The sequence below is a fragment of the Vibrio sp. 10N.247.311.49 genome, assembly GCF_041467655.1.
Classification (GTDB): Bacteria; Pseudomonadota; Gammaproteobacteria; order Enterobacterales; family Vibrionaceae; genus Vibrio; species Vibrio crassostreae_C.
The window spans coordinates 13,534-39,862 of the sequence record NZ_JBFSVA010000026.1 but is presented as its reverse complement, the minus strand read 5'-3'; the positions used below and the strand labels follow the sequence as shown (position 1 = coordinate 39,862).

General features: G+C 44.3%; 23 protein-coding genes. 12 read left to right on the top strand and 11 right to left on the bottom strand.

Going from position 1 to position 26,329, the window contains the following annotated elements; all coding sequences use genetic code 11:
- Positions 1-97 precede the first annotated feature (97 nt).
- Both glnS and nagE read right to left on the bottom strand, forming a co-directional pair.
- Positions 98-1,765 (bottom strand): glutamine--tRNA ligase, encoded by a 1,668-nt coding sequence (glnS, locus tag AB6E54_RS19455; protein ID WP_017063407.1) that lies wholly within the window; start codon positions 1,763-1,765, stop codon positions 98-100.
- A 299-nt stretch (positions 1,766-2,064) separates the two neighbouring features.
- On the bottom strand, positions 2,065-3,627 hold the full coding sequence (gene nagE / locus AB6E54_RS19450; protein WP_372106389.1) for an N-acetylglucosamine-specific PTS transporter subunit IIBC: 1,563 nt from the start codon (positions 3,625-3,627) through the stop codon (positions 2,065-2,067).
- A 475-nt stretch (positions 3,628-4,102) separates the two neighbouring features.
- Between nagE and nagA the strand changes: the two genes are divergently transcribed.
- The 4 genes from nagA to asnB all read left to right on the top strand — a co-directional run bounded on the left by nagA (position 4,103) and on the right by asnB (position 10,032).
- Complete coding sequence (gene nagA / locus AB6E54_RS19445; RefSeq protein ID WP_017062193.1) at positions 4,103-5,239, top strand: N-acetylglucosamine-6-phosphate deacetylase; 1,137 nt, start codon at positions 4,103-4,105, stop codon at positions 5,237-5,239.
- Between the two features lie 2 nt (positions 5,240-5,241).
- A complete protein-coding gene (locus tag AB6E54_RS19440) occupies positions 5,242-6,456 on the top strand; it encodes an ROK family protein (protein ID WP_017062194.1) in 1,215 nt (404 codons plus the stop codon).
- A gap of 83 nt (positions 6,457-6,539) precedes the next feature.
- Complete coding sequence (locus AB6E54_RS19435) at positions 6,540-8,126, top strand: cation:proton antiporter family protein (protein WP_017062195.1); 1,587 nt, start codon at positions 6,540-6,542, stop codon at positions 8,124-8,126.
- Positions 8,127-8,361: 235 nt separating this feature from the next.
- Positions 8,362-10,032: an asparagine synthase B gene (gene asnB / locus AB6E54_RS19430; protein ID WP_372106391.1), complete on the top strand. Its 1,671-nt coding sequence runs from the start codon at positions 8,362-8,364 to the stop codon at positions 10,030-10,032.
- A 78-nt stretch (positions 10,033-10,110) separates the two neighbouring features.
- On the opposite strand, the gene rfaH is transcribed toward asnB, so the two are convergent.
- Positions 10,111-10,617: a transcription/translation regulatory transformer protein RfaH gene (gene rfaH, locus AB6E54_RS19425; RefSeq protein ID WP_372106393.1), complete on the bottom strand. Its 507-nt coding sequence runs from the start codon at positions 10,615-10,617 to the stop codon at positions 10,111-10,113.
- 501 nt (positions 10,618-11,118) lie between these two features.
- Here rfaH and AB6E54_RS19420 point away from each other — a divergent pair.
- On the top strand, positions 11,119-12,516 hold the full coding sequence (locus AB6E54_RS19420; protein ID WP_017062198.1) for a peptide MFS transporter: 1,398 nt from the start codon (positions 11,119-11,121) through the stop codon (positions 12,514-12,516).
- 123 nt (positions 12,517-12,639) lie between these two features.
- On the opposite strand, the gene hemH is transcribed toward AB6E54_RS19420, so the two are convergent.
- The 3 genes from hemH to htpG all read right to left on the bottom strand — a co-directional run bounded on the left by hemH (position 12,640) and on the right by htpG (position 16,817).
- Positions 12,640-13,602: a ferrochelatase gene (gene hemH, locus AB6E54_RS19415; RefSeq protein WP_017063404.1), complete on the bottom strand. Its 963-nt coding sequence runs from the start codon at positions 13,600-13,602 to the stop codon at positions 12,640-12,642.
- A gap of 277 nt (positions 13,603-13,879) precedes the next feature.
- On the bottom strand, positions 13,880-14,524 hold the full coding sequence (adk, locus tag AB6E54_RS19410) for an adenylate kinase (protein WP_372106394.1): 645 nt from the start codon (positions 14,522-14,524) through the stop codon (positions 13,880-13,882).
- A gap of 388 nt (positions 14,525-14,912) precedes the next feature.
- Positions 14,913-16,817: a molecular chaperone HtpG gene (gene htpG, locus AB6E54_RS19405; RefSeq protein ID WP_102332544.1), complete on the bottom strand. Its 1,905-nt coding sequence runs from the start codon at positions 16,815-16,817 to the stop codon at positions 14,913-14,915.
- A gap of 270 nt (positions 16,818-17,087) precedes the next feature.
- Between htpG and AB6E54_RS19400 the strand changes: the two genes are divergently transcribed.
- From AB6E54_RS19400 to AB6E54_RS19390, 3 genes are all read left to right on the top strand, one after another.
- The gene (locus AB6E54_RS19400) at positions 17,088-17,999 is read left to right on the top strand and encodes a transcriptional regulator (RefSeq protein WP_102332545.1); all 912 of its coding nucleotides are present in this window, start codon (positions 17,088-17,090) and stop codon (positions 17,997-17,999) included.
- A gap of 1 nt (position 18,000) precedes the next feature.
- Positions 18,001-18,516, top strand: a complete 516-nt coding sequence (locus AB6E54_RS19395) for a regulatory protein ToxS (protein ID WP_102332546.1) — start codon at positions 18,001-18,003, stop codon at positions 18,514-18,516.
- A gap of 150 nt (positions 18,517-18,666) precedes the next feature.
- Entirely contained in the window at positions 18,667-18,987 is a 321-nt protein-coding gene (locus AB6E54_RS19390; protein ID WP_017062204.1) for a SelT/SelW/SelH family protein, read from the top strand.
- A gap of 24 nt (positions 18,988-19,011) precedes the next feature.
- Here the strand turns inward: AB6E54_RS19390 and yfcE are convergent, their stop codons facing one another.
- Genes yfcE through AB6E54_RS19365 form a run of 5 tightly spaced genes read right to left on the bottom strand, consistent with a single transcriptional unit; the run spans position 19,012 to position 21,874 of the window.
- Entirely contained in the window at positions 19,012-19,557 is a 546-nt protein-coding gene (gene yfcE, locus AB6E54_RS19385) for a phosphodiesterase (RefSeq protein ID WP_017068995.1), read from the bottom strand.
- 47 nt (positions 19,558-19,604) lie between these two features.
- A complete protein-coding gene (locus tag AB6E54_RS19380) occupies positions 19,605-20,012 on the bottom strand; it encodes a CBS domain-containing protein (protein ID WP_017062206.1) in 408 nt (135 codons plus the stop codon).
- A complete protein-coding gene (locus tag AB6E54_RS19375) occupies positions 20,009-20,359 on the bottom strand; it encodes a P-II family nitrogen regulator (protein WP_017062207.1) in 351 nt (116 codons plus the stop codon). The genes AB6E54_RS19380 and AB6E54_RS19375 overlap by 4 nt, the downstream gene beginning before the upstream one ends.
- On the bottom strand, positions 20,349-21,143 hold the full coding sequence (locus tag AB6E54_RS19370; protein ID WP_017066002.1) for a DUF1538 domain-containing protein: 795 nt from the start codon (positions 21,141-21,143) through the stop codon (positions 20,349-20,351). The genes AB6E54_RS19375 and AB6E54_RS19370 overlap by 11 nt, the downstream gene beginning before the upstream one ends.
- The gene (locus AB6E54_RS19365) at positions 21,140-21,874 is read right to left on the bottom strand and encodes a DUF1538 domain-containing protein (RefSeq protein ID WP_017072437.1); all 735 of its coding nucleotides are present in this window, start codon (positions 21,872-21,874) and stop codon (positions 21,140-21,142) included. The genes AB6E54_RS19370 and AB6E54_RS19365 overlap by 4 nt, the downstream gene beginning before the upstream one ends.
- Before the next feature lie 289 nt (positions 21,875-22,163).
- On the opposite strand from AB6E54_RS19365, the gene AB6E54_RS19360 reads away from it, so the two are divergent.
- The 4 genes from AB6E54_RS19360 to AB6E54_RS19345 all read left to right on the top strand — a co-directional run bounded on the left by AB6E54_RS19360 (position 22,164) and on the right by AB6E54_RS19345 (position 26,327).
- Positions 22,164-23,078, top strand: coding sequence for a TIGR01777 family oxidoreductase (locus AB6E54_RS19360; protein WP_102332547.1), 915 nt, complete (start codon positions 22,164-22,166; stop codon positions 23,076-23,078).
- Positions 23,079-23,121: 43 nt separating this feature from the next.
- Complete coding sequence (locus AB6E54_RS19355; RefSeq protein WP_017061923.1) at positions 23,122-23,949, top strand: SDR family oxidoreductase; 828 nt, start codon at positions 23,122-23,124, stop codon at positions 23,947-23,949.
- Positions 23,950-24,345: 396 nt separating this feature from the next.
- On the top strand, positions 24,346-25,200 hold the full coding sequence (locus AB6E54_RS19350; RefSeq protein WP_102332548.1) for a co-chaperone YbbN: 855 nt from the start codon (positions 24,346-24,348) through the stop codon (positions 25,198-25,200).
- A gap of 197 nt (positions 25,201-25,397) precedes the next feature.
- Positions 25,398-26,327 carry an SPFH domain-containing protein gene (locus AB6E54_RS19345; protein ID WP_102332549.1) on the top strand — a complete coding sequence of 310 codons (930 nt, stop codon included), beginning with the start codon at positions 25,398-25,400 and terminating at the stop codon, positions 26,325-26,327.
- Positions 26,328-26,329 lie beyond the last annotated feature (2 nt).

The window sequence follows — 26,329 nt, the reverse complement described above, 5'->3', positions numbered from 1 at the left end:
ACTAGAAACACCTTGGTAATCAAATTTAAGACACAAAAAAACCGGCTCTAAGCCGGTTTTTTATTGGGTCGTTTTTAACAAACTAAATACTCAAGCATTAAGCTTCAGTTTTACCCCATGTGTCACGTAGACCAACCGTGCGGTTGAAGACTAGTGCATCTGCTTTAGAGTCTTTCGAATCCACACAGAAGTAACCTGTACGTTCAAACTGGTACGCTTGCTCTGCCACACCTTCTGCTAAGCTAGGTTCAACAAAACCATTTAGCGTAACAAGAGATTCAGGGTTTAGCGTTGCAGCGAAGTCATCAGCAGCGGCTGGGTTTGGCACTGTGAATAGACGATCGTACAAACGAATCTCAGCAGGCAGTGCTTTATCAGCAGATACCCAGTGGATAACGCCTTTCACTTTGCGGCCATCTGCAGGGTTCTTACCCAATGTTTCATTGTCGTAAGAACAGAAGATAGTCGTAATGTTGCCTTCTGCATCTTTTTCGATACGTTCAGCTTTGATCACGTAAGCACCACGCAGGCGAACTTCTTTACCTAGAACCAAACGCTTGTACTTTTTGTTTGCTTCTTCACGGAAGTCGTCACGTTCGATCCAAACTTCGCGTGTAAATGGAACTTCACGAGTACCCATTTCTGGCTTGTTCGGGTGGTTTGCAACCGTTAGCGTTTCTACTGTATCTGCTTCGTAGTTTTCGATAACGATCTTAACTGGATCCAGAACAGCCATTGCACGAGGTGCATTTTCGTTCAGATCATCACGGATGCAAGATTCAAGTGAACCGAACTCAATCATGTTCTCTTGCTTAGTTACACCAATACGCTTACAGAATTCACGAATCGAGCTTGAAGTAAAACCACGACGACGTAGGCCAGAAATAGTAGGCATGCGTGGGTCATCCCAACCTTGAACTAGGTTTTCAACCACAAGTTGGTTCAGCTTACGCTTAGACATCACTGTATATTCAAGATTCAGGCGGCTAAACTCGTACTGACGAGGTTGGCAGTCAATCGTGATGTTATCTAGAACCCAATCGTACAAACGACGGTTATCTTGGAATTCAAGCGTACAGATAGAGTGCGTAATACCTTCCAGCGCATCAGAGATACAGTGAGTAAAGTCGTACATTGGGTAAATGCACCACTTGTCAGCCGTTTGATGGTGGTGAGCAAAACGAACACGGTAGATAACAGGATCGCGCATAACCATGAACGAAGAGCTCATGTCGATCTTAGCACGTAGACACGCTTTACCTTCTTCAAAGCCACCGTCACGCATTTTTTCAAACAACGCTAGGTTCTCTTCAGGGCTGCGGTCACGGTATGGGCTCGCTTTACCAGGCTCTTTTAGCGTGCCACGGTACTCACGGATTTGATCAGGACTTAGCTCGTCAACATACGCTAAGCCTTTATTAATTAATTCCACAGCATAAGCATAAAGCGTATCGAAGTAGTTTGATGAGTAACAAATATCACCAGACCATTCGAAGCCTAACCAGCTTACATCATTCTTAATTGACTCAACGTATTCAACGTCTTCTTTTTCAGGGTTTGTATCATCGAAACGAAGATTACATTGTCCCTGGTAGTCCTGAGCAATACCAAAGTTCAAGCAAATAGATTTAGCGTGACCAATGTGCAGGTAGCCATTTGGCTCCGGCGGGAAACGAGTATGCACGCTACTGTGTGTACCATCCGCTAAATCTTTATCAATAATTTGGCGAATGAAATTCGATGGACGAGCCTCAGCTTCACTCATCTATAGCACCTCTATGTATTTAGTATTGTCAGAGAAAGTTATCTTTCGTCCCCAAGAAAACGGTCGCTTATAGCGCCAGTCAAAGATAGAAAGATCATTGTTGCTAATCATCCACAATTCTTAGCCTTTGCACAATAAGAACCGTCCGTTAATTGCGATTATTTCTGCTATTCGATGAAGAATAGAACGAACCGTGTTCGCTGGTCTTAAACTGCAGGCACAAAAAAGCCTCCCGTGTGGGAGGCTTTCAATTTGACACTTACTTAAGAGTAACTTTACGTCTTAATTAAGTACTTCCCTTACTGTGGAAGTTTTACATCAGATAGGTCTTCGCCTGCACCAATAGCTTTCATTTCGCCAGCTACGATTTCAGCTAGTGGGCCTAGGATAACCTGTAGGTTGTTTTCACCTAGTTTAACCACACCTTTAGCACCAAGTTTCTTAAGAACAACTTCATCTGCAACAGAGCGGTCTTTAAGAGTTAGACGTAGACGAGTGATACAAGCGTCGATTGAAGTTAGGTTGTCGTGACCACCTAGAGCTTTCAGGTATTGACGTGCAAGGTCGCCCTTTGGTGCTTCGCCAGCAGGAGCTGCAACAGCTTCGTCATCATCTTCACGACCTGGCGATTTCAAGTTGAAAGCGCGGATTGCGAAAGAGAAAGTGAAGAAGTATAGAGCACCGAAGCCAAGACCGATTAGTAGTAGTACGAATGGTTTAGTTGCTAGACCCCAGTTCAATACGAAGTCGATAAGACCAGCAGAGAAACCGAAACCGTGCAGAGTACCAAACATGTTAGCAACTACTAGAGACAAACCTGTAAATACAGCGTGCATTGCGTATAGAGCAGGAGCTAGGAATACGAACATGAATTCTAGCGGCTCTGTGATACCTGTTAGGAATGAACAGAATGCAACTGAGAATAGTGCGCCACCAACTTGGCTACGTTTTTCAGCAGGAGCAGCTAGGTACATTGCAAGTGCAGCACCTGGTAGACCAAACATCATTACAGGGAAGAAACCGTTCATGAATACGCCAGCACCTTTATCACCACCGAAGAAACGGTGTAGGTCGCCAGATTTAACTGTTTCAGTCACTTCTTTCACAACAGTTGTGATTTCTGGAGTAACAGAGTTAGCGAATGTGAACGTGTGCTCTTGACCAACAACTAGTGTTTTAGCCAGTGCAGGGTCAACACAAAGTTGAGTGATACCAGCGAATGCGCCTTGACCAGCAACGATGATTTCTTGACAAGAGCCCATACCGAACCAGAAGTACGAGTTCAGTACATGGTGTAGACCTACTGGGATAAGTGCACGGTTAAGAGTACCGTAAACAAATTGACCGATAGCGCCAGACGTTGAAACTGCGTGAGCAAGTGCATCTAGACCAGATTGAACAGCAGGCCATACAACACCAAAGATTGCGCCAGCAACTAGAGCAAATAGACCAGCCATAATAGGAACTAGACGTTTGCCAGAGAAGAATGCTAGCCACTCTGGAAGACGAGTCGCGTGGAATGCATTGTAAGAGTGACCTGCGATGATACCTGCAAAGATACCGCCGAAGAATGACATATTTACACTAGCATCGATGTTTGTTGCGGTTGCTGTCAGAACAAAGTAAGCAACTGCACCAGCAAGACCTGCTGCGCCGTTACCGTCTTTAGAAAGACCAATAGCTATACCCAAACCAAACAATAATGGTAGTTGACTGAAGATTGCGTTACCAGCAGATGCCATGAATGCGATATCGAGTAAGTCTGGTTGACCCAGACGTAGCAGCAATGCCGCAATCGGAAGCGTTGCGATTGGTAGCATTAACGCCTTACCAAGCTTCTGCGCATATCCTAGAATATTCACCAGTTGTTTCCCCCTATAGGATTTTTTAGAATTCGTTTGAGAAACTTATTTTAGTCGCTCAATTTAGTCCTATTCAGTGTATTCAATTAATTTTGCTCCGCAAATTAAAACCTTACCATTTGTGATCCTAATCACCAGTTTTTACCAAATCCAGAGGTTTTTGCTAGCGAGATCATAAAACTTATTTTATCATTCAAAAAAATGAACATTTATGGATAAAATCCAAATCTAATCATTAGGCAAAAAGATGGTAACTCCGGGCTTATAGAGCACCGTGAATAATCATTATTGATGGACCTAAATGTATAATAAAAATCAATTGTTCATATGTTTTTCAACAACTTAAATCGCTTCTCATTTTGAAGCCGTTTGCCCATAAAAGATAAATCGTTACGTAAATGATGCTCGCAAACTAAGTCCGCATTTAGGTAACGAACGAATTTAAAAGATCTCACGAAATAAGGATTAGCTGACTATGTACGCGCTAAGTAACTGTAAAATTTACACTGGTAGTGATGTTCTAACCGATCATGCTGTTGTAATTGAAAACGAACTGATCAAAAAAGTCTGTCCTATCTCTGAATTGCCAGAAGGAATCGAGCTTCGCGACCTAGACGGAGCAAACCTAAGCCCAGGTTTCATTGACCTACAACTGAATGGTTGTGGCGGTGTAATGCTTAACGATGAGATCACTGCAGAAACCATGCAGATCATGCACAAAGCAAACCTGAAATCTGGCTGTACTAGCTTCCTACCAACGCTTATCACCTCTTCAGACGAAGATATGCGTGCGGTTATTACGGCAGCTCGTGAATACCATAACCAGTACCAAAACCAATCTTTAGGTCTGCACCTTGAAGGCCCTTACCTAAACGTTGCGAAAAAAGGCATCCATAGCGTCGATCACATTCGTAAATCTGACAACGAAATGATTGAGCTTATCTGTGAGAACCGTGACCTTGTTGCAAAAGTAACATTGGCTCCAGAGCTTAACGACCCTGAACACATCGAACGCCTGCACAAAGCTGGCGTTGTCGTTTCTATCGGCCACACCAACGCAACTTACGCAGAAGCGCGTCAAGGTTTCGAATCTGGTATCACGTTCGCCACTCACCTGTTCAATGCAATGACGCCGATGGTTGGTCGTGAGCCTGGCGTTGTTGGCGCGATTTACGATACTCCTGAGGTTTACGCTGGCATTATTGCCGACGGCTTCCACGTTGATTACGCAAACATCAGAATTGCGCATAAAATCAAGGGAGAAAAGTTGGTATTAGTGACGGATGCCACAGCTCCTGCAGGTGCTGACATGGAATACTTTATTTTTGTCGGTAAGAAAGTATATTACCGTGATGGTAAGTGTGTTGATGAAAACGGCACACTGGGCGGCTCAGCTCTGACTATGATTGAAGCAGTTCAGAATACAGTTGAGCACGCTGGTATCGCTTTAGACGAAGCTCTTCGCATGGCTACGCTATACCCAGCTACGGCTATCGGTGTAGAAAGCAAGCTAGGTCGAATCAAAAAAGGCATGGTTGCAAACCTAGCTGTATTTGACCGAGACTTTAACGTTAAAGCGACTGTTGTTAACGGACAATACGAGCACAATTAAGTATGAATGGCGGACAAATAGGTAACGTAGACTTAGTTAAACAACTAAACAGTGCGGCGGTATACCGACTTATAGACCAACAGGGACCTATCAGTCGTATACAAGTGGCTGATGTAAGCCAACTCGCACCGGCAAGTGTTACAAAAATTACCCGCCAACTTTTAGAGCGCGGCCTAATTAAAGAGGTTGCGCAGCAAGCGTCTACTGGCGGTAGACGCGCTATCTCCCTAACCACAGAAGTAGAGCCTTTTCATTCTGTTGCTGTGCGTTTGGGTCGAGACTACATTCAAATAAGCCTGCATGACCTTGGTGGTCGTGAATTGGCTTTCCAACAGCAAGACCTGAATTATTCAGACCAATCAGACCTTACCCAAGGCTTGGTCAATAACCTCAAAGCTTTCATTGCTGAGCATCAACCAAAGATCGATCAACTGATTGCTATTGGTGTCACGCTTCCAGGCTTGGTTAACCCAACGACCGGTGTTGTTGAGTACATGCCGAATACCGACATCGATAACCTCGCATTAAGCGACATTATTCGCGATACATTCCATGTTGCTTGTTTTGTTGGTAACGATGTTCGTGGAATGGCGCTTGCTGAGCACTACTTCGGTGCAAGTAAAGATAGCCAAGATTCTATTTTGGTCAGTGTTCACCGTGGTACAGGTGCAGGTATTATCGTTAATGGTCAGGTTTTCCTAGGTCATAACCGTAATGTGGGTGAAATTGGTCATATCCAAATTGATCCGCTAGGCGAGCAATGCCAATGTGGTAACTTCGGCTGTCTTGAAACAGTAGCGGCAAACCCAGCTATCGTTGAACGCGTGCAGAAGCTGATTAAACAAGGCTATGAGTCTTCTTTAACAGAGCTTGAGCATATTACGATTCAAGACGTTTGTGACCACGCGATTAATGGTGATGAGCTAGCCAAGCAAAGCTTAGTTCGAGTAGGAAACCAGTTAGGTAAGGCTATCGCGATGACGATTAACTTATTTAACCCTCAAAAAGTTATCATTGCTGGTGATATTACCAAGGCACAAGAGATTGTTTTTCCTGCAATTAAGCGCAATGTAGAGAATCAGTCGTTAACGACTTTCCATAGCGGCCTGCCTATTGTAGCATCACAGATCGATAAACATCCTACGATGGGAGCTTTTGCTATGATTAAGCGCGCCATGCTTAACGGCGTGTTACTGCAGAAGCTTCTCGAAGACTAGAGAAAACAATTCTGATTTTCCGCGGGCCGTGTTTGTATAAACACGGCCCGTTTTTTTAAGCTAGGGAACTACAACAACAAGTTATGGAACTTATATTAATATCCACTGCGTTTATCGCAGGATTTATTGCTTTAAAGTGTCACCTTCCCCCATTAGTTGGTTTTTTGGTTGCAGGCTTTGGGCTTTTTGCCTTTGGCTTTGAAACCAATGACACCATCATTACTTTAGCTGACCTTGGTGTCACGCTGCTTCTATTTACTATCGGCTTAAAGCTCGATATCAAAACCCTACTCTCTAAAGAGATCTGGGCTGGCGCGACAATCCACAACCTTTTGTCCACTCTGTTTTTCGCCGTCGCCCTGTTTGGCTTTAAGTTCTTAGGTATTTCATCGCTAGCTGCCATGTCGGTAGAACAGATCGTTCTGCTCGGTTTTGCTCTTTCATTCTCTAGTACTGTATTTGCGGTTAAGACTCTGCAAGAGAAAGGCGAAATGAATGCGACCTACGGAACGTTAGCGATTGGTATCTTGGTCATGCAGGATATCTTCGCCGTAGTATTCTTAACGGCTTCTACGGGCAAAATACCTGAGTGGTATGCAATTGCTCTGTTTGCCCTACCCTTATTACGCCCACTGTTCTACAAAGTGCTCGATTGGGTTGGTCACGGTGAGATGCTGGTTCTTTCCGGCATCTTCTTCGCATTAGTCGTCGGTGCTGGTTTATTCCATTTGGTTGGTGTGAAACCAGATTTGGGGGCTCTTGTTCTAGGTATGTTACTTGCTGGTCACCCAAAAGCCTCAGAATTATCAAAGTCGCTGTTTAACCTTAAAGAACTTTTCCTTGTCTGTTTCTTCTTGAATATTGGTCTGTCAGAGCAACCAACCATTCAAGGCTTTATGCTCGCAATCTTGTTCTTGCTGATGCTGCCAGTGAAAGGTGTTCTCTACTTCTTGGTACTCAACCGCTTCAAGTTCCGTGTTCGAACGTCTCTACTTGCCTCGCTATCACTGTTTAACTATAGCGAGTTTGGCCTCATCGTTGGTGGTCTCGCCTTCAAGATGGGTTGGATGTCGGGTGATATCTTAGTTGCCGTTGCCATTGCAGTTTCACTGTCTTTTCTAATCGCTGCTCCTTTAAACCGAGCTGGTCATAAGCTTTATCAGCAGTCAGGTAAATGGCTAAAAGAGCATGCGTCAGAAAAGCTTCACCGACGTGATAAGCGAATTGACCCTGGTCGTGCCCAAGTGCTTATTCTAGGTATGGGCCGAATTGGTACCGGTGCTTATGACGAATTACGTACTCGCTATGGCAAGGTCAGCCTAGGTGTAGAAGTGCGTGAAGAAGCCGCGCACAACCACAGAAGCCAAGGCAGAAACGTGATTTCTGGCGACGCGACTGACCCAGATTTCTGGGAGCGAATTCTAGATACAGCAAACGTAAAGCTGGTGATTTTGGCAATGCCTCACCACCAAGGTAATCAAACCGCTTTAGAACAATTAAAGTCACGTAACTTTAAAGGCCAAATTGCGGCTATTGCTGAATATCCCGATCAACTCGAAACACTGAAAGAGAATGGCGTTGATGCGGCATTTAACATTTACAGCGAGGCTGGTAGTGGTTTTGCTCGCCACGTTTGCGAACAGTTAAATCCAAATATCAATAAAATCTAGTATTAGACAGTGTTCAACTAAACCTCTCAAAACTGCCTATTTTTCGCACTTTTGAGAGGTTTTTGTTTAAAAAACCAACCGCAATTAAACATCACACACCAAAAGCACATAAAAATTAGATAATTTCTAACAGAACACCCTTTATATTATTTTTTTGCTCACATCCGGTTGCTTTTTTTAGCCAGAATGGCAAATTGAATGCAGTTGATTTGGAAATTATTTAAAAGGAAGTTCTATGTGTTCAGTATTTGGCATTCTCGACATTAAAAGTGATGCCGCAGCACTTCGCCCTATTGCTTTAGAAATGTCTAAGAAGCTTCGTCACCGTGGTCCAGACTGGTCTGGTATCTATGCTGGTGAAAAAGCAATCCTTGCTCATGAACGTCTTGCTATTGTTGGCTTGAACAGTGGTGCTCAACCACTATACAGTCAAGACAAAAAGCACATTCTTGCAGTAAACGGTGAAATTTATAACCACAAAGAACTTCGTGCACGCTATGAAGATAAGTACCAGTTCCAGACTGATTCTGACTGTGAAGTTATCCTAGCGCTATACCAAGAGATGGGTGCAGACCTTCTAGAAGAGCTTAACGGTATTTTCGCATTCGTTTTATACGACGAAGAGAAAGACGAGTACCTAGTGGGCCGCGACCATATTGGTATCATCCCGCTTTACCAAGGTTACGATGAGCACGGCAACTACTACGTGGCTTCAGAGATGAAAGCATTGGTTGAAGTATGTAAGACGATCAGTGAATTCCCTCCAGGTAGCTTCTACTCTTCGAAAGATGCTGAACCTCAACGCTACTACATCCGCGATTGGAACGAGTACGCTGCGGTACAAGGCAACAGCACAAGCAAAGAAGAACTGACTGAAGCGCTAGAAGCAGCCGTTAAACGTCAACTAATGACTGACGTTCCTTACGGTGTACTTCTATCTGGTGGCCTGGATTCATCAATTACTTCAGCAGTTGCAAAACGCTTTGCGGCAATGCGTATCGAAGATGATGAGCAATCTGAAGCTTGGTGGCCACAACTGCACTCGTTCGCTGTTGGTCTTGAAGGCGCACCAGACCTTATCGCTGCTCGTGAAGTTGCGGACAAGATCGGAACTGTGCACCATGAGATGACTTACACTATTCAGGAAGGCCTAGACGCAATCCGTGACGTTATCTACCATATCGAAACTTACGATGTAACGACGATTCGTGCATCAACGCCAATGTACTTGCTGGCTCGTAAGATCAAAGCGATGGGCATCAAGATGGTACTTTCAGGTGAAGGTGCTGATGAAATCTTTGGTGGTTACCTGTACTTCCATAAAGCGCCAAACGCGAAAGAGTTCCACGAAGAGACAGTACGTAAACTGCTTGCTCTAAGCATGTTCGACTGTGCTCGTGCAAACAAATCGCTAGCGGCATGGGGTGTTGAAGGCCGTGTACCATTCTTGGATAAAGAGTTCATCGATGTCGCAATGCGTCTGAACCCTGAAGATAAGATGTGCGGTGACGGTAAGATGGAGAAACACATCCTGCGTGAGTGTTTTGAAGACTACCTACCAGATTCAATCGCATGGCGTCAAAAAGAGCAGTTCTCTGATGGTGTTGGCTACGATTGGATTGATACATTAAAAGCAACGGCTGAAGCAAAAGTAACGGATCAACAAATGGAAGCTGCTAAGTTCCGTTTCCCTTACAACACGCCAACAACCAAAGAAGGTTATGCTTACCGTGAAATCTTTGAGGAGCTATTCCCTCTAGAATCTGCGGCAGAGTGTGTACCTGGTGGTCCTTCAGTTGCTTGTTCATCAGCGAAAGCGATTGAGTGGGATGAGTCATTCAAAAACTGTGTCGACCCATCAGGCCGTGCAGTACAAGCCGTTCACAACGATGCTTACAACGCTTAGAGCGTTTTGAACAAATCCTAAAGACTAAAAAAGGCGCATTATGCGCCTTTTGTTTTAAGCCTATTTTTATTACTGCAGTTATGCGCGAGCTTGTAGTGCTTCGTTCTCAATACTGATTGGAACGACTTGGCTGATCATTTTCACCAGCATAATCGATCGAGCCTCACCGTCTTTCTGATCGAAAATAGCTTCAACCCCAGCAAATTGGCCACTATGAATCTTAACTACCTGTCCAGATTCAAACTCAACACAACAATCTTCCACTTCGTTACTGCAGCACTTCTCAAACTCTTTAAGTTCAAACACCAAGTCTCCTTGGACCTCGTGCGGCAGTGAACCGAACTTAATAAAGTCCACAACGCCACGTGTTGAACGAACGGTCGTGAAGCTAGGACCTTGCTCATAATCGAAGCGAACAAAGATGTAAGACGGAAACAGCGGTTCTTTGACCTGCTTTTCTTTCCCTCTCACCACCTTTTTGACTTCTATTTGAGGGTAAAAGCACTCTACCCCCTGATTCTCTAAGTGCTGCTGAGCGCGTTTTTGATCACCACGCTTACAGTAAAGCAAATACCAACGTTTCATTTAACTAGCCATTTTATATTTTTAGATATTTTACCACATGCCTAAAACGGTTGAATCGCCATTAATAAAATGAATCGTTGCTAACGAAAAATAATGCGTAGCAGACCAATTTATCAACAAAAAGTTATAGGTGTCGGAGTGGTTAAGCATTGTACAGAGATCATTTAGAGATCAAAAGACTCATTGTTGTAAGCATATGTATACCCCACCTAATGAGCACACCACTCCCTTTAAACTCAAAATGATACACCAGAGCAATGCATCTAAAGATTTTTATTCAACACGACTTTAATAAAGGTTATTAACCAACCAGCTCAAATCTGGAAAATTAGTTTGCAGCACACTTAAAATGGGCAACATTAAAAGTAAAGATGATTAATATCAATACCTTAGCTAAACCAAGTTGTCGTAACCATAAAATACGTCTATTGCAGACTTTTATCCCACTGTGTATACATGAATGACCATAAAATCTTTTAATACCTAAAATTAGTAAAACTTATGCCAAGCAACCACAACATCTTTGGCCACCCTAGAGGCCTATTTCTACTTTTTAGCACAGAGCTATGGGAACGTTTCTCTTACTATGCGATGCGCGCCATCCTTGTCTTATTTTTGACTGACACTACCCTCAACGGTGGACTGGGTTGGTCAACGAAAGACGCACTCGATCTCTACGGTATTTACACCGGTTTAGTCTACATCACACCATTAATTGGTGGCTGGATTGCCGATAACTACCTAGGTCAGCGTAAATCAATTCTGATTGGCGGTGTATTAATGGCACTTGGCCAATTTACACTGGCTCTACCTAACGGCTTCATCGGTTTAGACCAAGTGAACGCTCTGTACCTTGGTTTAGCACTGCTAATCAGTGGTAACGGTATGTTTAAGCCGAACATCTCAACCATGGTTGGCGATCTGTACCAAGAAGGCGATAACCGCCGTGACGGTGCTTTCACCATTTTCTACATGGGCATCAACTTAGGTGCGCTGCTTGGTGGATTAATTTCAGGTGCTGCTGTCGATTCATTCGGTTGGAAAGCAGGTTTCCTAGCCGCTGGTATTGGTATGGTTATTAGCTTGATCATGCAAGTGACAATGGCTCAGTCTTGGTTAGGCAACATCGGTTCTGTACCTGCTGCTGCAAGAGCGAAAGCACTGAACAAATCTAAAGAAAAAGCGCCACTGACCAAAGAAGAGTTCGACAGACTAAAAGTGATTCTTATCATGGGTCTGTTCGTGATTGTATTCTGGGCGGGCTTTGAACAAGCTGGCGGCCTAATGAACATCTACACTCAACAATATACTGACCGTATGATTGGTGGCTTTGAAGTTCCTGCTGCGTGGTTCCAATCTTTGAACCCATTCTTCATCATTACACTTGCTCCAATCATTGCTGCGTTCTGGGTGAAACTGGGTAAGCGTGAACCCAACTCTCCTGTGAAGTTTGCAATGGCATTGTTCTTCTTAGCACTGGGCTTTGTGTGCATGATGGGCGCGGTAATGGAGCAAGGCGGTGACCTAACAGTGAAAACATCAATGCTATGGCTAGTCGGCGCTTTCTTCTTCCATACCCTTGGTGAGCTTTGTCTATCTCCTATTGGCCTGTCGTTGGTCACTAAGTTAGCTCCGCTTCGCCTAGCATCATTGATGATGGGTGCATGGTTTGGCTTCAATGCGGTGGCAAACTACGTGGCAGGCCTGGTTGGTTCTCACGTTGGTGAGCTTGGTGCTATGTCAATCTTCAGTGGTATTGCTATCACAGCAACGGTGAGTGGCATATTACTGCTGCTTTGTGCTGGTAAGCTTGTGTCATGGATGCACGGCGTAGAAACCAACATGACGCTTGAAGCAGAGCCTAAAGCTAAGCAAGCAACAGAGACATCTGCGGCTTAACTCTCAAGCTGTTTCAAAACGAAATATCCTGATCAAAAAGGGCTGCTCAATGAGCAGCCCTTTTGTTATTTGTATTATGCGCCTTAATGCTAACGATAAGTCATAATCAAGGCTCAGCATCTGTTAGCGATACAGCGCCACTAACTCTGCCATCATATCGATGTGCGAATCTCTGTCGTTCAGACACATAATGTAGCTAAAGTCCGAACCACCAGCGTCAATGAAAGTCTCTTTACACTGGTCTGAAATCTCTTCCAACGTTTCCAAACAGTCAACCGAAAAGGCAGGTGCCATAATGTCGATCTTCTTGATGCCTTTACTCGGCAGTGATTCAAGTGTCTCGTCAGTGTATGGCTTCAACCACTCTTCTCGACCAAATCGCGATTGGTATGTCATTGTGATATCGTCCGCTGACAAACCTAACTCTGCCGCAAGCAGCTTTGTTGTCGCTTCACAATGCTGAGGGTAGATATCGCCTTCATCAGCCAGTCGCTTCGGAATACCGTGGAAAGAACACACTAAATGATCGGCTCTGCCATTTTTATCCCAATGACTGCGGACGCTTTCAGCCAATGCTTTGGCATAGCTTGGGTGCGCGTAGTAGTCGCGAATAAAGCGATAGCTCGGGATAACTGGCATCTGCTTAAAGGCTTTGGTTAAACCATCAGAAACCGCCGCTGTGGTTGTACCAGAGTACTGCGGATATAAAGGCAGTACGATGATGTCCTCAACGCCCTGCTCCATCAGTTGCTCAACACCAGTCTTTAGGCTTGGGTTGCCATAGGTCATACCCAGTGCAACAGGCATCTCTAGCTTCTTCTGGAGCTTTTCAGCTTGTCTTTGAGAGTACACAAGCAGTGGTGAGCCTTCATCCATCCAGACAGACTGATACAGCTTAGCAACTTTAGGCGAGCGAATCGGTAAAATCACCCCATGTAATATAGGACACCAAAGCCAACGCGTTAGGTTTACAACTCGCTTGTCGTGTAAGAATTCACTCAAAAATCGACGAACGCCAGCGGGGGTCGCCGAATCTGGAGTTCCTAAGTTCACCAGTAAAACACCCTGCTTTTTATTATTTTCCATAGATACCTGAGACCAATATGTGATTTTCTGGAAAGTAATATACTAATCTGCATAAGTTTAAGATCATTGCGCCTCAATGAAAGTCTGAATAATCACTCTTCATATGAGATACACAACATCCACTCTCAATTGCTAGCCACTGCCATCGGGTCTGAACCGTTCTGAATCATGTGCAATCAAATTATCTAGATTGGTATCGTACTAAAAATTGAAACAAAAAAAGCGACCCTTAAGGTCGCTTCCAATATATCAAATTCTAAAACTGGCTGTTAGCCAATTATGCTAGTGCTTTCTCAAGTTCTGCACTAACTTCAGCAACTTGCTTAGTACCATCAAACTTAAGGTACTGAGTGTTGCCTGTTTCAGCTTCTTTACCGTAGTAAGAGATTAGCGGAGCTGTTTGATCGTGGTATACACCTAGACGTGCACGAACTGTTTCTTCTTTGTCGTCATCACGTACCACTAGGTCTTCACCCGTTACGTCATCTTTACCTTCTTCTTTAGGCGGATTGTACACAGTGTGGTATGTACGACCAGAAGGAAGGTGAGCACGACGACCAGCCATACGCTCAACAATCACATCGTCAGCTACGTCAAATTCAACAACGTAATCAACAGCGATGCCCATTTCTTTTAGGCCATCAGCTTGTGGGATTGTGCGTGGGAAACCGTCTAGTAGGAAACCTTTCTCACAGTCATCTTGAGCGATACGCTCTTTGATAAGACCAAGGATAATTTCATCAGAAACTAGCTGACCAGCGTCGATTACTGATTTTGCTTGCTTACCAAGCTCAGTACCCGCTTTGATAGCAGCACGTAGCATGTCACCAGTTGAAATTTGAGGGATACCAAATTTGTTCATGATGAAGTTAGCTTGAGTACCTTTACCCGCGCCAGGAGCACCTAGAAGAATGATGCGCATGTTTAATCCTCTTATAAAATTATGATTTATACCGAAGCTCACTATCCCTCCATTCTTGCTCATTTTTAGGATGAACAGAAAGCGTTAAGTAACCATTGAGGCTAAGCAAAACTGTGAACAGAAGCAAAACGGTAAGTTTCGGTATAACGTTTAAAAATCATACAACTGGAGATAGTCGCTTCTTAGCCCCAGCTGATTAGGTCGAGCATTCTATCACATTAATATTCAATTTGGCTGAATTTACGACTAAAGAATGCATCGACAACATTTGTTGTGACGATAACGGTGACGTTGACCACGTTAGGTCAATTTTCAACGACGTTCATAAAAAAAGCCCGCATTTGCGAGCTTTTTATTGTAATTGTTGGCTTAACCTAAAGTCGAAAGACTAACGCTTTGTTAGTAGCTCGTTGATTGCACCCAAGAATTGTGACGGATCTTCCATTGAGCCCTTTTCAGCCAGCATCGCTTGACCAAGTAGCAACTCAACCCAACGACTAAACGCTTGCTCGTCTGCTTCGTCAGCCATCTGTTTAACCAGTGCGTGCTCAGGGTTAATCTCGAAGATGTACTTCACTTCCGGTGCCGCTTGACCCGCAGCTTCAAGAAGCTTCGCCATTTGCGTGCCCATTTCGAAGTCGTCAGTCACAACAACCGCAGGTGTTGTTGCTAGCTTGAAGGTCGTACGAACTTCTTTAACACGACCACCTAGGTAAGATTGAGTGCGCTCTACAACAGATTTGAACTCTTCTTCTGTCTCTTTTTGCTTCTCTTTCTCTTCTTCACCTTCAAACTTGCTTAGGTCTAAGCCTGCTTTAGTGATCGATTGGAACTGTTTACCGTCGAAGTCAGTCAGGTAGTTCATTACGTACTCATCAATACGATCGTACATTAGAACCACTTCAATACCTTTAGCTTTGAACTGCTCCAAGTGTGGGCTGTTCTTAGCGGCAGCGTAGCTATCTGCTGTCAGGTAGTAAATCTTATCTTGGCCTTCTTTCATGCGCTCAACGTAAGATTCTAGGCTGATGGTTTGTTCAGCAGAATCCACTTCCGTTGACGAGAAACGAAGTAGACCAGCGATCTTCTCTTTGTTCGCCATATCTTCAGCCGGGCCTTCTTTCAATACTAGGCCGAACTCTTTCCAAAACTCTAGGTACTTATCATTGTCATTCTTCGCCATGCGCTCAAGCATAGTCAGTACACGCTTGGTACATGCGCCACGAAGAGACTGAGTTACCTTGTTGTCTTGCAGGATTTCACGAGACACGTTCAATGGCAGATCGTTTGAGTCAATCAAGCCACGAACGAAACGCATGTAAGATGGCATGAACTGCTCTGCGTCATCCATGATGAATACACGCTGCACGTAAAGTTTCAAGCCACTCTTGTGGTCACGGTTCATCATGTCCCAAGGTGCTTTCGCTGGGATGTAAAGCAGGCTTGTGTAATCGTTCTTACCTTCAACCTTGTTGTGGCTCCAGGTTAGTGGATCAGCAAAGTCGTGAGATACGTGTTTGTAAAACTCTTGGTACTCTTCTTTCTCGATATCAGACTTGTTACGAGTCCAAAGTGCTTGCGCCTTGTTGATCTGTTCCCAATGTTTCTCTTCGGTGTCTTTACCTTCGTCATCTTTCACTGCTGTGAAGATAGAAACAGGAATGCCGATGTGGTCAGAATATTTACCAATCACTTCACGCAGACGCCACTCATTTAAGAACTCTTTACCGTCTTCACGCATGTGCAGAACGATGTCAGTACCACGAGACTCTTTAGTGATGTCTTCGATTGTGTAATCGCCTTCACCTGCAGAGTGCCACTGAACAGCTTCATTGTTCGGCAGGCCAGCTGCACGTGTGCGAACCGTTACCGCGTCTGCGACGATGAATGCAGAATAGAAACCCACACCAAATTGACCAATCAGTTGAGAGTCTTTGCTTTGGTCTTCAGACAGCTTTGAGAAAAAATCTGCAGTGCCTGACTTAGCAATCGTACCTAAATGCTCAATAACGTTGTCGCGGCTCATACCGATACCGTTATCAGAAATGGTTAACGTGTTTGCTTCCGCGTTGAAAGAAAGTTTTACACCTAGATCTGCATCACCTTGGTAAAGGTCACCGTTCGATAGAGCTTGAAAACGGAGCTTATCAGCCGCGTCAGATGCGTTAGAGATCAGCTCACGTAGAAAGATTTCTTTATTTGAATACAGTGAGTGAATCATTAGATGAAGTAGTTGTTTTACTTCAGATTGAAAGCCACGAGTCTCTTTATTTTGCGTTGCCGTTTCGCTCATTTTTACTCCAAAACATCTATACTTTATGTTGAATAATCATAGGGGCGTAACACTTGATGCCACTCTTCTGTTCATTAACATGAGGATGACAAATGTAAATTCAAGGTCAAAAATCATAAAAACACTGTTTTTTTGATCTGTTTTTATTATCCTTGAGTCTGATAAATATAAAAGAACATAAAAGAAGCCATGATTTGGTGAAGAATTAACGGAACTTCACCTGAGATTTGTCTATTTCGCACCCAAAACAATCAAAAATAGAAGAATTCAATGAGCAATATCGGCACAAAGTTTATTCTCGCACAGCGGTTCGTATTCGACCCAAACAGCAATTCACTTGTTGATCAAATGAGCGACGGTGAAGTCGTTCGTCTTGGTAGCAATGAAAGCCGCATTCTCCTGATGCTGTCAGAAAGACCCAATGAAGTTATCACTCGCAATGAATTGCATGAGTATGTTTGGCGAGACCAAGGCTTTGAGGTGGATGACTCAAGCTTAACGCAAGCCGTATCGACTCTGAGAAAGATGCTCAAAGACTCGACTAAATCTCCTGAATTCGTAAAAACAGTACCAAAGCGCGGTTACCAATTTATTGCAACCGTTGAACGCTCTGCACCACTTTCATCAAATGATCAGCCAGCAGCGGCTGAAATTGCAGAAAATGACGTAGAACCTATCTTAACGTTTGCAACGCCTACAATGACCGAAGAAGCAATGACTGAAGCTGTCGAGCCCGAGTCAATTACAAAGTTTCAAGAAACCAAAGTTGAAGTGGAACCAGCAACAACACCAACTGCTACCCCGGTTAAAGGCACCAATAAGTGGTTAGCGTTTTCGTTATTGCTTGCGGCTTTCATCATGCCAATTCTGGTTTTAACGTTTACTAACCCCGCAGAATCCGAGTTCAGAACATTGACTGAAGTGGATGGTGTAAAGATTCAAACCCCAATCAATCATCCTGATCTCAGTAGTTGGCTCCCTGCGATAGAGAAGTGTGTATTGCGCTACAACACTAATCACACTGGCATGCTGAAACCGACTGAGGTGATTGCAACAGGTGGACAAACCAACAACCTTGCCCTCAACTACATTCACCCGCAAGATTACTCTAGCGAAAATGTAACCCTAAGAATTTACGCAAACCAGTCGGATGTAAACGACATTTGTAACGGTGGTCAGTAACATGAAATTAAAAGTATCGATTATTTTACTGGTTCTATCTGCATTCTTAAGTGGTTGGTTATATTGGGGCAGCGACGCAAAAGTAGAGCGCTTGCTCACTCAGCATGAGTGGCAATCGAAAATGGTGACTCTGATTAGCGACAACAAGCAAGCTGATGCAATCGGCCCGCTGCGTAGAGTTGAACTATCATCGAATGCGAAATACCTACCAAATGGTACGTACCTGAGAATGTCAGTGGTTAGGCTGTACAGCACTCAAACTGCACCTGCGAATGTGATCAACATATCAGAAACAGGTCAGTGGGATATTAACGATAACTACTTACTGGTTTCGCCAACGGAGTTTAAAGATGTGACCTCGGCTCAGCGCCAAGACTTTTCAGAAGAACAGCTAGAGCTGATCACTCAAGTCATTAAGATGGACGCAGAGCAAAGCCGCCGCATAGATATTGTTAACCCGAAGGCACTGCTACTGACTAGCTTAAATCATGGTTCTACCGTATTGTTTTCAAACTAAGATTGGATCGCTATTTACTGTTTATGAATTTACTGTTTATGAATAGCTGAATACCATGAAACGGTAAACCAATAGAAAAAAGGGGCATGAAGCCCCTTTTTTGTTAGCCGTTGGTATCAAATTACGGATGTAGCATTTTAAGGATTAACCATGAAAACGGAACAACCTAATCTGGCGCCAGCGAAAGAGACAGCAACAAAAGCCACAATCGCGATACACTATTGCCGTCAATGCAATTGGATGCTTCGCTCTAGTTGGTTATGCCAAGAGCTACTGCATACCTTCAGCGAAGAAATTGAACAAGTGAGCTTACACCCAGACACAGGAGGCAGGTTCGAAATCTTTTGTAATGGTGTGCAGATTTGGGAAAGAAAAGCAGATGACGGTTTTCCAGAGGCGAAAGTTCTGAAGCAAAGAGTACGAAACATCATTGCTCCAGACAGAGATCTCGGCCACGTGGACTCAAAATAAGCCTTTCACAGCCGATCCAATGATTTAAAGCTGACCACTCACGAGAACATCACCTTCAAGGCTAATGACTTTGAAGGTATTGTTTTCATAGATGCCATAGCTTGCCGCGTGTCCCTCTCGTGGGAATGTCACCGAGCTAGGGTTAAAGATAAAGATGTCATCTTGGTATTCGGCGACAGGAATATGGGTATGACCGTGTGCAATGATATCGCCCGCCTTCAACGCAGGGCGTTTATTGGTGTTGTACAAATGGCCATGCGTTAGGAAGATACGCTGGCCTGATTCTAATAGCACCCACGAGTAATCCATCATCATTGGAAAAGACAACAACATCTGATCCACTTCGCTATCGCAGTTACCACGAACGGCAATGATCTCTTGAGAAAACGCATTCAACTTATCTGCAACCGCCGGCGGGTTGTATCCTTCTGGAATCGGATTTCTTGGTCCATGATTCAGAATGTCACCCAATAGAACTAAATATTGCGCACCAGATGCTTGGTAGAGTTCTAATACCTTTTCTGTTGCTGGCAGCGAACCGTGTAGGTCTGAAGCAAAAAATAATTTCACACGTACTTCTCCATAAAATTTATGAGCCTATTGTACGTATCTAAATGCTACACGTCATCTCTCGCCATACCATTGATCACGATATTATTGTAACTAACCATACCGACTATCTTGTTATCACGAACTACTGGCGCACGACTGATACCAAAGCGTTCAAACAGGCGAGCGCAATACTTTACGTTCATCTCAGCAGACACGCTTAGCGCTGGCTTGGTCATGATCTCATAAACATTGGTTCGCTTTGGAGATCGGTTCTTAGCCAGTACTTTCTTGGCAATGTCATTCATCAATACGATACCGTATTCGTCATCTTCGTGGCGTTTATCGACAATGATTGCCTTCACTTTGTGCTTTTTAGCCATCTCTATCGCTTCTAACACCGTGGTTAGCCCATCGATAATCACATACGTATTGGCCATGACATCGCCTACTCGGATCTTTTCACTGGTACTCATAGCTCATCCTCCACAACCTTTGTTAACGTCTCGACTTGATGCGCAACCCCGACTGCGTCTTCGATATCGATCTGCACCGCTATACCTTGTCCTGACTCCTGGTCAAACTCGCCGACTTCGCCAATAGTTTCAAGAATATGCCTAGCTAAGTGTTCCTCAACCACAAACAGCAACACATCTTTTTGCACCTCTAACGTTAAGCCGAAGAAGGTGGTTTTTTGGTTTAAGCCTTGCCCTCTGGCGTTATTAATCACCGTTGCTCCAGTCGCGCCCGCATCACGCGCGGCATCGAGCACAGTGTCGGTCTTGCTCTCTTCTACAAACGCTAGGATAAGTTTAAAGCGCATCTTTGCTCTCCTTAGAGGTATGTAAACGGTTTAACCATTGTGTTATTTGGGCATAGCCCATCACTGAAATGATGGGAAATAAGCTGGCAAAGGCGATCAATCCAAAGCCATCAATGACAGGATTTCTTCCTGGTACGGTTGAAGCAAGTCCAAGCCCGAGCGCCGTCACTAAAGGGACTGTCACCGTTGATGTAGTGACGCCACCCGAATCGTAGGCTAATGGGATAATGAGTTTTGGGGCGTAAAAGGTTTGAATGACCACGACGACATAACCAAAAATGATGTAGTAATGGATCGGGTCACCCGCAACGATACGGTAGCTGCCCAGAGAGATACCGATAGCAACGCCCAATGCCACGGCGATCCTCAGCCCATTGACGCTGATACTGCCACCGGAAACTTGGTTCGCCTTAATCGCTACAGCTATCAAAGAAGGCTCGGCTATCGTGGTGCTGAAACCAATACAAAACGCAAACAGGTAAACCCAGTAATAATCAAACCAAACCAAAGCAAGACCAGAACTGATCTTAAACTCAGTCAAAAAGCTTGGCTCGGTGAGTTGCATTGCCATCGTCTCCCCTAGAGGGAATAACGCGAGCTCCAATCCCATCAAAAAGAGTGATAAGCCAAGAATGACGTAGAAGAAACCGATCAGCACTTTGGCTAGGTTATTGACTGGCTTTCGTAATACCGCCAACTGAAAACCGAAGATGATGATCGCAATCGGGATCACATCCATCACAGTGCCGAGAAAGGTGTCGATAAATTGTTGAACACTGATCATGTCACCACCATCCCGTACACCATGACAAACATCATCGGCAGCAACGAAGCAAACGCGATCAACCCAAAACCATCTATCATCGGATTACGCCCTTTAATTGCCGAGGCTAAACCCACCCCTAACGCAGTTACTAATGGGACGGTGATCGTCGATGTCGTTACTCCACCAGAGTCATACGCAATTCCAATGATGTTTTCCGGAGCAAATGCAGTGAGCACGACCACTCCAATATATCCACCGATGATCATGTACTGGATTGGCCAACCTTTTAAGATTCTCAGCACACCGAGTAAAATAGCGATACCGACTGACAGTGCCACAGTAAAGCGCAGGCCATTGGCATACTGCTCCATTTCATCTAACGTATTGGGGATTACACCTCCCTCAGCTGCCACTTCTGCGGCTTCGGCAGCGACTGCGGTTAACGCTGGCTCGGCTATGGTGGTACCAAAACCCAAACAAAAAGCGAAGATCAATAACCAGAACACACTCCCCTTTCTGGCAAATGCTTGAGCCATCGATTCGCCAATTGGAAACAACCCCATTTCAAGGCCAAAGATAAAGAAAGTGAGTCCAAAAACGACGAGCACTAAGCCAGTCAGAATAGATAAAAGATGAGGAAGTGGCTCTTGTAAGACAGCAAGCTGGAAGAAAGCGATTACCGCCACGATTGGCAATAGATCCCTCAGGCTACCTAACATGGATCGAAACAAAGCAAGCACCGCCGTCATCGCAATTCCTTGTCGCTGATTATGAATTAATAATAATCATGGCAAATCCTTATCATTGCTTATGTGACAAATATTACGCAGTTGGTAACATATCCGAGTAAAGTGCATAAGTGTGATGACGGTACACATCCTGACTTGATGAATTTAATTTCACTCCTTTGTAAATTGAAAAAGGCGTAATTTGGGCATCACACGATTGAAACCTTATGATCGTTATAGTGATTTTTTCGTATTGATTGGCGACTAAAAACAAGCCATGTCTATAATTATGTTTAATAGGGAGATTGGTATGAAGATATTGTTAACGGGTGGTACTGGATTTATTGGCTCTGAATTGGTCAAGAGTTGGAACACTGACGACGTGACATTGCTGACGCGGAGTCCTGAAAATGCGAAGCAAAACCTAAATCACCTCAACCAGAACAACCTTCATTACATTCAATCCCTTGATGAGCTCAGTGATCTCAATGACTTTGATGTGGTGGTCAACCTCGCGGGTGAACCGATTGCCGATAAGCGTTGGAGTACAGAGCAAAAAGAGAGGATCTGTAACAGTCGCTGGCACATCACTGAAAAGCTGGTCGAATTAATTCATGCCAGTAACAACCCGCCACACGCTTTTATTAGCGGTTCAGCCGTCGGCTACTATGGCGATCAACAGCAGCACCCATTTGACGAGTCACTGCAAGTAGAAGATGAAAGCTTTCCTCATAAAGTCTGTGCCCACTGGGAAGAGATAGCCAAGAGAGCACAATCAGAAAGCACACGCGTGATACTACTGCGAACAGGGGTTGTACTTGGCGAGAATGGCGGCGCACTCAAGAAGATGCTATTGCCTTATAAACTCGGCGTCGGTGGTCCAATAGGTTCAGGTGAGCAGTACATGCCATGGATTCACATTCTCGATATGGTGAGAGCCATCAATCACTTGTTGTCACTCCCCCACGCTCAAGGGGAATTCAATATGTGTGCCCCTCACCCTGTGACCAACAAACTGTTCAGCAGCACGTTAGCGAAACAATTAGGCCGACCGCATTTCTTATTCACGCCGAAATGGGCAATGTCGATTCTCATGGGGGAATCATCTTGTTTGCTATTTGACAGCATTCGCTCCAAGCCGAAGAAACTCACTGAGATGGGATTCATCTTTAGTTACTCAAGAATCGAGCCAGCACTAAAAAACTTGTTACAACATCAAGACTAATTCTTTACCCTAGAGCGATAGAGACTCTAATAAAGGATTAAGTGTGAACAAGTCGATTCTGATTACCGGTTGCTCAACAGGTATTGGCTATACATGTGCTCATGCACTTCAAAAGCGTGGTTTTCATGTCATTGCATCTTGTCGTGATCCACAAGATGTTCAACGCCTTCAAGATGAAGGCCTCACCTGTATTCAATTAGATCTTTCCAACCAAGAAAGTATTGAGCATGGCGCCAAGCTTGCTATTGATCTCGCACCTAATGGATTGTATGGATTATTCAATAACGGTGCTTACGGTCAAGCAGGGGCACTAGAAGACTTACCGACCCAAGGACTCAGAGAACAATTCGAAACCAACTTCTTTGGTTGGCATCATCTCGTCTGTCAGATCCTTCCGCACATGCGCGAGCGTGGCGAAGGTCGAATCGTACAAAACAGTTCCGTATTAGGTTTTGCAGCCATGAAGTATCGTGGTGCTTATAATGCTTCTAAATTCGCGATTGAGGGTTGGACAGATACCTTACGATTAGAACTGCATGGCAGCGGTATACAGATCTCATTACTGCAACCAGGGCCAATTGAGACTCAATTTAGAACCAATGCCTTGAAAGCGTTCAATAAATGGATCAACATTTCTGGCAGCGCCCACCAAGACGCTTACCAACAACAAAAAGATCGACTCGAAAAAGAATCATCGAATAACGCTTTTGTCCTGCCTCCAGAAAGTTGTATTGAGCCGGTATTCCATGCTCTCACCGCCGACAAACCCAAGCTAAGATACCGAGTTACGACCCCGACTAAAGTGTTCGCGGTATTGAAAAGGATTCTACCGAGTCGCTTGCTAGACCCTATTTTGAGAAAAGCTGCATAAATTACTAACTTTGAATGCAGAGTCGCAAACTTTAATGTAACGATGTAATTTTTCCGTAACAATAAGATGTCATGATTATCCTATCCCATCAGTTATTCCCAATTGATGGTTCTACTCTGGAAATCTCATGACTTTAAACCGCCTTAATTGGGTAGGTGTGGGTCTGGCAATTACGCTGTTTATACTGTTTTGAGTATCTCACGCAACGCCTCACTGACTACCTCGATGATAACGCTATGCCTTCCATGTTGAGATAACAACTCTATCAACATCGAAGCATAGCGTTTTTCTATTTTTGGTTCTTTTTATCCGAGATAACCGAGTTAGATCTTGAAGTTACCGACTAACCCCCCCATATTTGCAACGTATCCACAAAACAAACCTCAAGGAACGTAAATGCAATCTCCGCATATTGTTGAACTTAATGAGCAGAACTTTCGTCAAGTATTAGAAGGTTCGATGCAGACCCCTGTACTCATCCATTTTGGGGCACCAATGAGCCAAGAGAGCGCCCAAGTCATTCCTGAACTGCAAACTTTAACTCAGCAATACAACGGTGCCTTCACCTTAGCCCTGCTCAATTGCGAACAAGAGCAAGCTATTGCTAGCCAGTTTGGTGTTCAAGCACTGCCCACTATTGCACTGTTTGTTAATGGTCAGCCAGTCGATGGGCTCGGTGGCCCTCAAAGCATAGAAGCTATTGTCGATATGCTCAGCAAACACCTTCCTAGCCAAGATGAACTTGCTTTGCGTCAGGCTCTTGAGCAAATGCAAGCTGGCGAGCACACACAGGCACTAGCAGCAATGCAGCAACTTCCAGCAGAGCTGACGAATAAAGGTGAAGTAAAACTGGCGATCGCAGAGTGTTTGTTAGAAACGCAACAATTTGACCTTGCTGAAACTCAGCTAGCAACTATCCCTCTTGAGTACCAAGACAACTACTACAAAGGCTTAGTTGCAAAGCTTAAACTTCATAAACAAGCAGCAGACAGCCCTGAAATACAAGCATTAGAAGCAGCTCTTCAGCAAAATCCGAGCGACGCTAAAACAGCATCTGAATTAGCATTGCAATATCACCAAGTGAACCGCAGTGAAGAAGCTATGGATCTATTATGGTCTTTCCTAGCCAAAGATCTTAATGCTCTCGATGGTGACATGAAGAAAGAGTTCATGGACATCTTGAGTGCGCTTGGACAAGGTAACCCAGTTGCCAGTAAGTACCGTCGACAACTGTACTCTCTGCTTTACTAGTTAAACCTAAAAAGCCGTAGATTAAACATCGAAAATTGACAATTCAATCAATTAGTTTATCGCATAATAGAATGTAAAATGGGCCATAAAATCAATATTTTATGGCCCATTTCTCGTTTATAAATTTGCTCAGAATTTAAATATGAGCCAGTATCAATACTGAACTATCAAAAACTCAAACTTGCAAAGGATTTTGTATGCCTATTGATACCTTGATTACTATCGGCGTCTTTACTGCCGTCGCACTGTTATTTATCTTCGCTGGCGTAAAAACCGTTCCACAAGGCAACAACTGGACCGTTGAACGCTTCGGGCGATACACACACACCCTTAAACCGGGTCTTAACTTAATCATTCCATTTATTGATAAAGTTGGACAGCGCATCAGCATGATGGAGCGTGTTCTCGACATCCCAGCACAAGAAGTCATCTCCAAAGATAATGCTAATGTCATGATTGATGCTGTCTGCTTCGTACAAGTTATCGATGCACCGAAAGCGGCTTATGAAGTCAATGACCTTGAGCATGCGATCCGTAATTTAACCCTCACCAATATCCGTACTGTACTTGGCTCTATGGAGCTGGATGAAATGCTTAGCCAGCGTGACATGATCAATACCAAGCTGCTAAATATCGTGGATGAAGCAACCAACCCATGGGGCGTAAAAGTTACTCGCATCGAGATCAAAGATGTACAGCCACCAGCCGATCTGACCGCTGCGATGAATGCCCAGATGAAAGCCGAGCGTAATAAACGTGCTGATATCTTAGAAGCAGAAGGTGTACGACAAGCTGAGATCTTGAAAGCAGAAGGCCACAAGCAATCAGAGATCCTGAAAGCAGAAGGTGAGAAGCAAGCGGCAATATTGCAAGCAGAAGCCCGTGAGCGTGCCGCAGAAGCAGAAGCTAAAGCGACAGAAATGGTATCAACGGCAATTGCTCAAGGTGACATGCAAGCGGTCAATTACTTCATTGCACAAGGCTACACCGACGCACTGAAATCAATTGGTCAAGCAGAAAACGGCAAGATCATCATGCTACCACTCGAAGCAACTGGCCTTATGGGTTCTGTAGCGGGTATCGCGGAGATGTTTGCACATAAGAATGACAAAGGTAGTAAGGACTAACT

Bases quoted from the DNA above. Each gene is read 5' to 3' on its own strand.
- AB6E54_RS19390 (WP_017062204.1), top strand. From the start codon at position 18,667: ATGAAAACGGAACAACCTAATCTGGCGCCAGCGAAAGAGACAGCAACA.
- AB6E54_RS19375 (WP_017062207.1), bottom strand. From the start codon at position 20,359: ATGCGCTTTAAACTTATCCTAGCGTTTGTAGAAGAGAGCAAGACCGAC.
- htpG (WP_102332544.1), bottom strand. From the start codon at position 16,817: ATGAGCGAAACGGCAACGCAAAATAAAGAGACTCGTGGCTTTCAATCT.
- rfaH (WP_372106393.1), bottom strand. From the start codon at position 10,617: ATGAAACGTTGGTATTTGCTTTACTGTAAGCGTGGTGATCAAAAACGC.
- AB6E54_RS19350 (WP_102332548.1), top strand. From the start codon at position 24,346: ATGCAATCTCCGCATATTGTTGAACTTAATGAGCAGAACTTTCGTCAA.
- glnS (WP_017063407.1), bottom strand. From the start codon at position 1,765: ATGAGTGAAGCTGAGGCTCGTCCATCGAATTTCATTCGCCAAATTATT.
- asnB (WP_372106391.1), top strand. From the start codon at position 8,362: ATGTGTTCAGTATTTGGCATTCTCGACATTAAAAGTGATGCCGCAGCA.
- nagA (WP_017062193.1), top strand. From the start codon at position 4,103: ATGTACGCGCTAAGTAACTGTAAAATTTACACTGGTAGTGATGTTCTA.
- adk (WP_372106394.1), bottom strand. From the start codon at position 14,524: ATGCGCATCATTCTTCTAGGTGCTCCTGGCGCGGGTAAAGGTACTCAA.
- AB6E54_RS19400 (WP_102332545.1), top strand. From the start codon at position 17,088: ATGAGCAATATCGGCACAAAGTTTATTCTCGCACAGCGGTTCGTATTC.
- AB6E54_RS19440 (WP_017062194.1), top strand. From the start codon at position 5,242: ATGAATGGCGGACAAATAGGTAACGTAGACTTAGTTAAACAACTAAAC.
- AB6E54_RS19435 (WP_017062195.1), top strand. From the start codon at position 6,540: ATGGAACTTATATTAATATCCACTGCGTTTATCGCAGGATTTATTGCT.
- AB6E54_RS19360 (WP_102332547.1), top strand. From the start codon at position 22,164: ATGAAGATATTGTTAACGGGTGGTACTGGATTTATTGGCTCTGAATTG.
- AB6E54_RS19380 (WP_017062206.1), bottom strand. From the start codon at position 20,012: ATGAGTACCAGTGAAAAGATCCGAGTAGGCGATGTCATGGCCAATACG.
- hemH (WP_017063404.1), bottom strand. From the start codon at position 13,602: ATGGAAAATAATAAAAAGCAGGGTGTTTTACTGGTGAACTTAGGAACT.
- AB6E54_RS19365 (WP_017072437.1), bottom strand. From the start codon at position 21,874: ATGACGGCGGTGCTTGCTTTGTTTCGATCCATGTTAGGTAGCCTGAGG.
- AB6E54_RS19420 (WP_017062198.1), top strand. From the start codon at position 11,119: ATGCCAAGCAACCACAACATCTTTGGCCACCCTAGAGGCCTATTTCTA.
- AB6E54_RS19395 (WP_102332546.1), top strand. From the start codon at position 18,001: ATGAAATTAAAAGTATCGATTATTTTACTGGTTCTATCTGCATTCTTA.
- AB6E54_RS19345 (WP_102332549.1), top strand. From the start codon at position 25,398: ATGCCTATTGATACCTTGATTACTATCGGCGTCTTTACTGCCGTCGCA.
- AB6E54_RS19370 (WP_017066002.1), bottom strand. From the start codon at position 21,143: ATGATCAGTGTTCAACAATTTATCGACACCTTTCTCGGCACTGTGATG.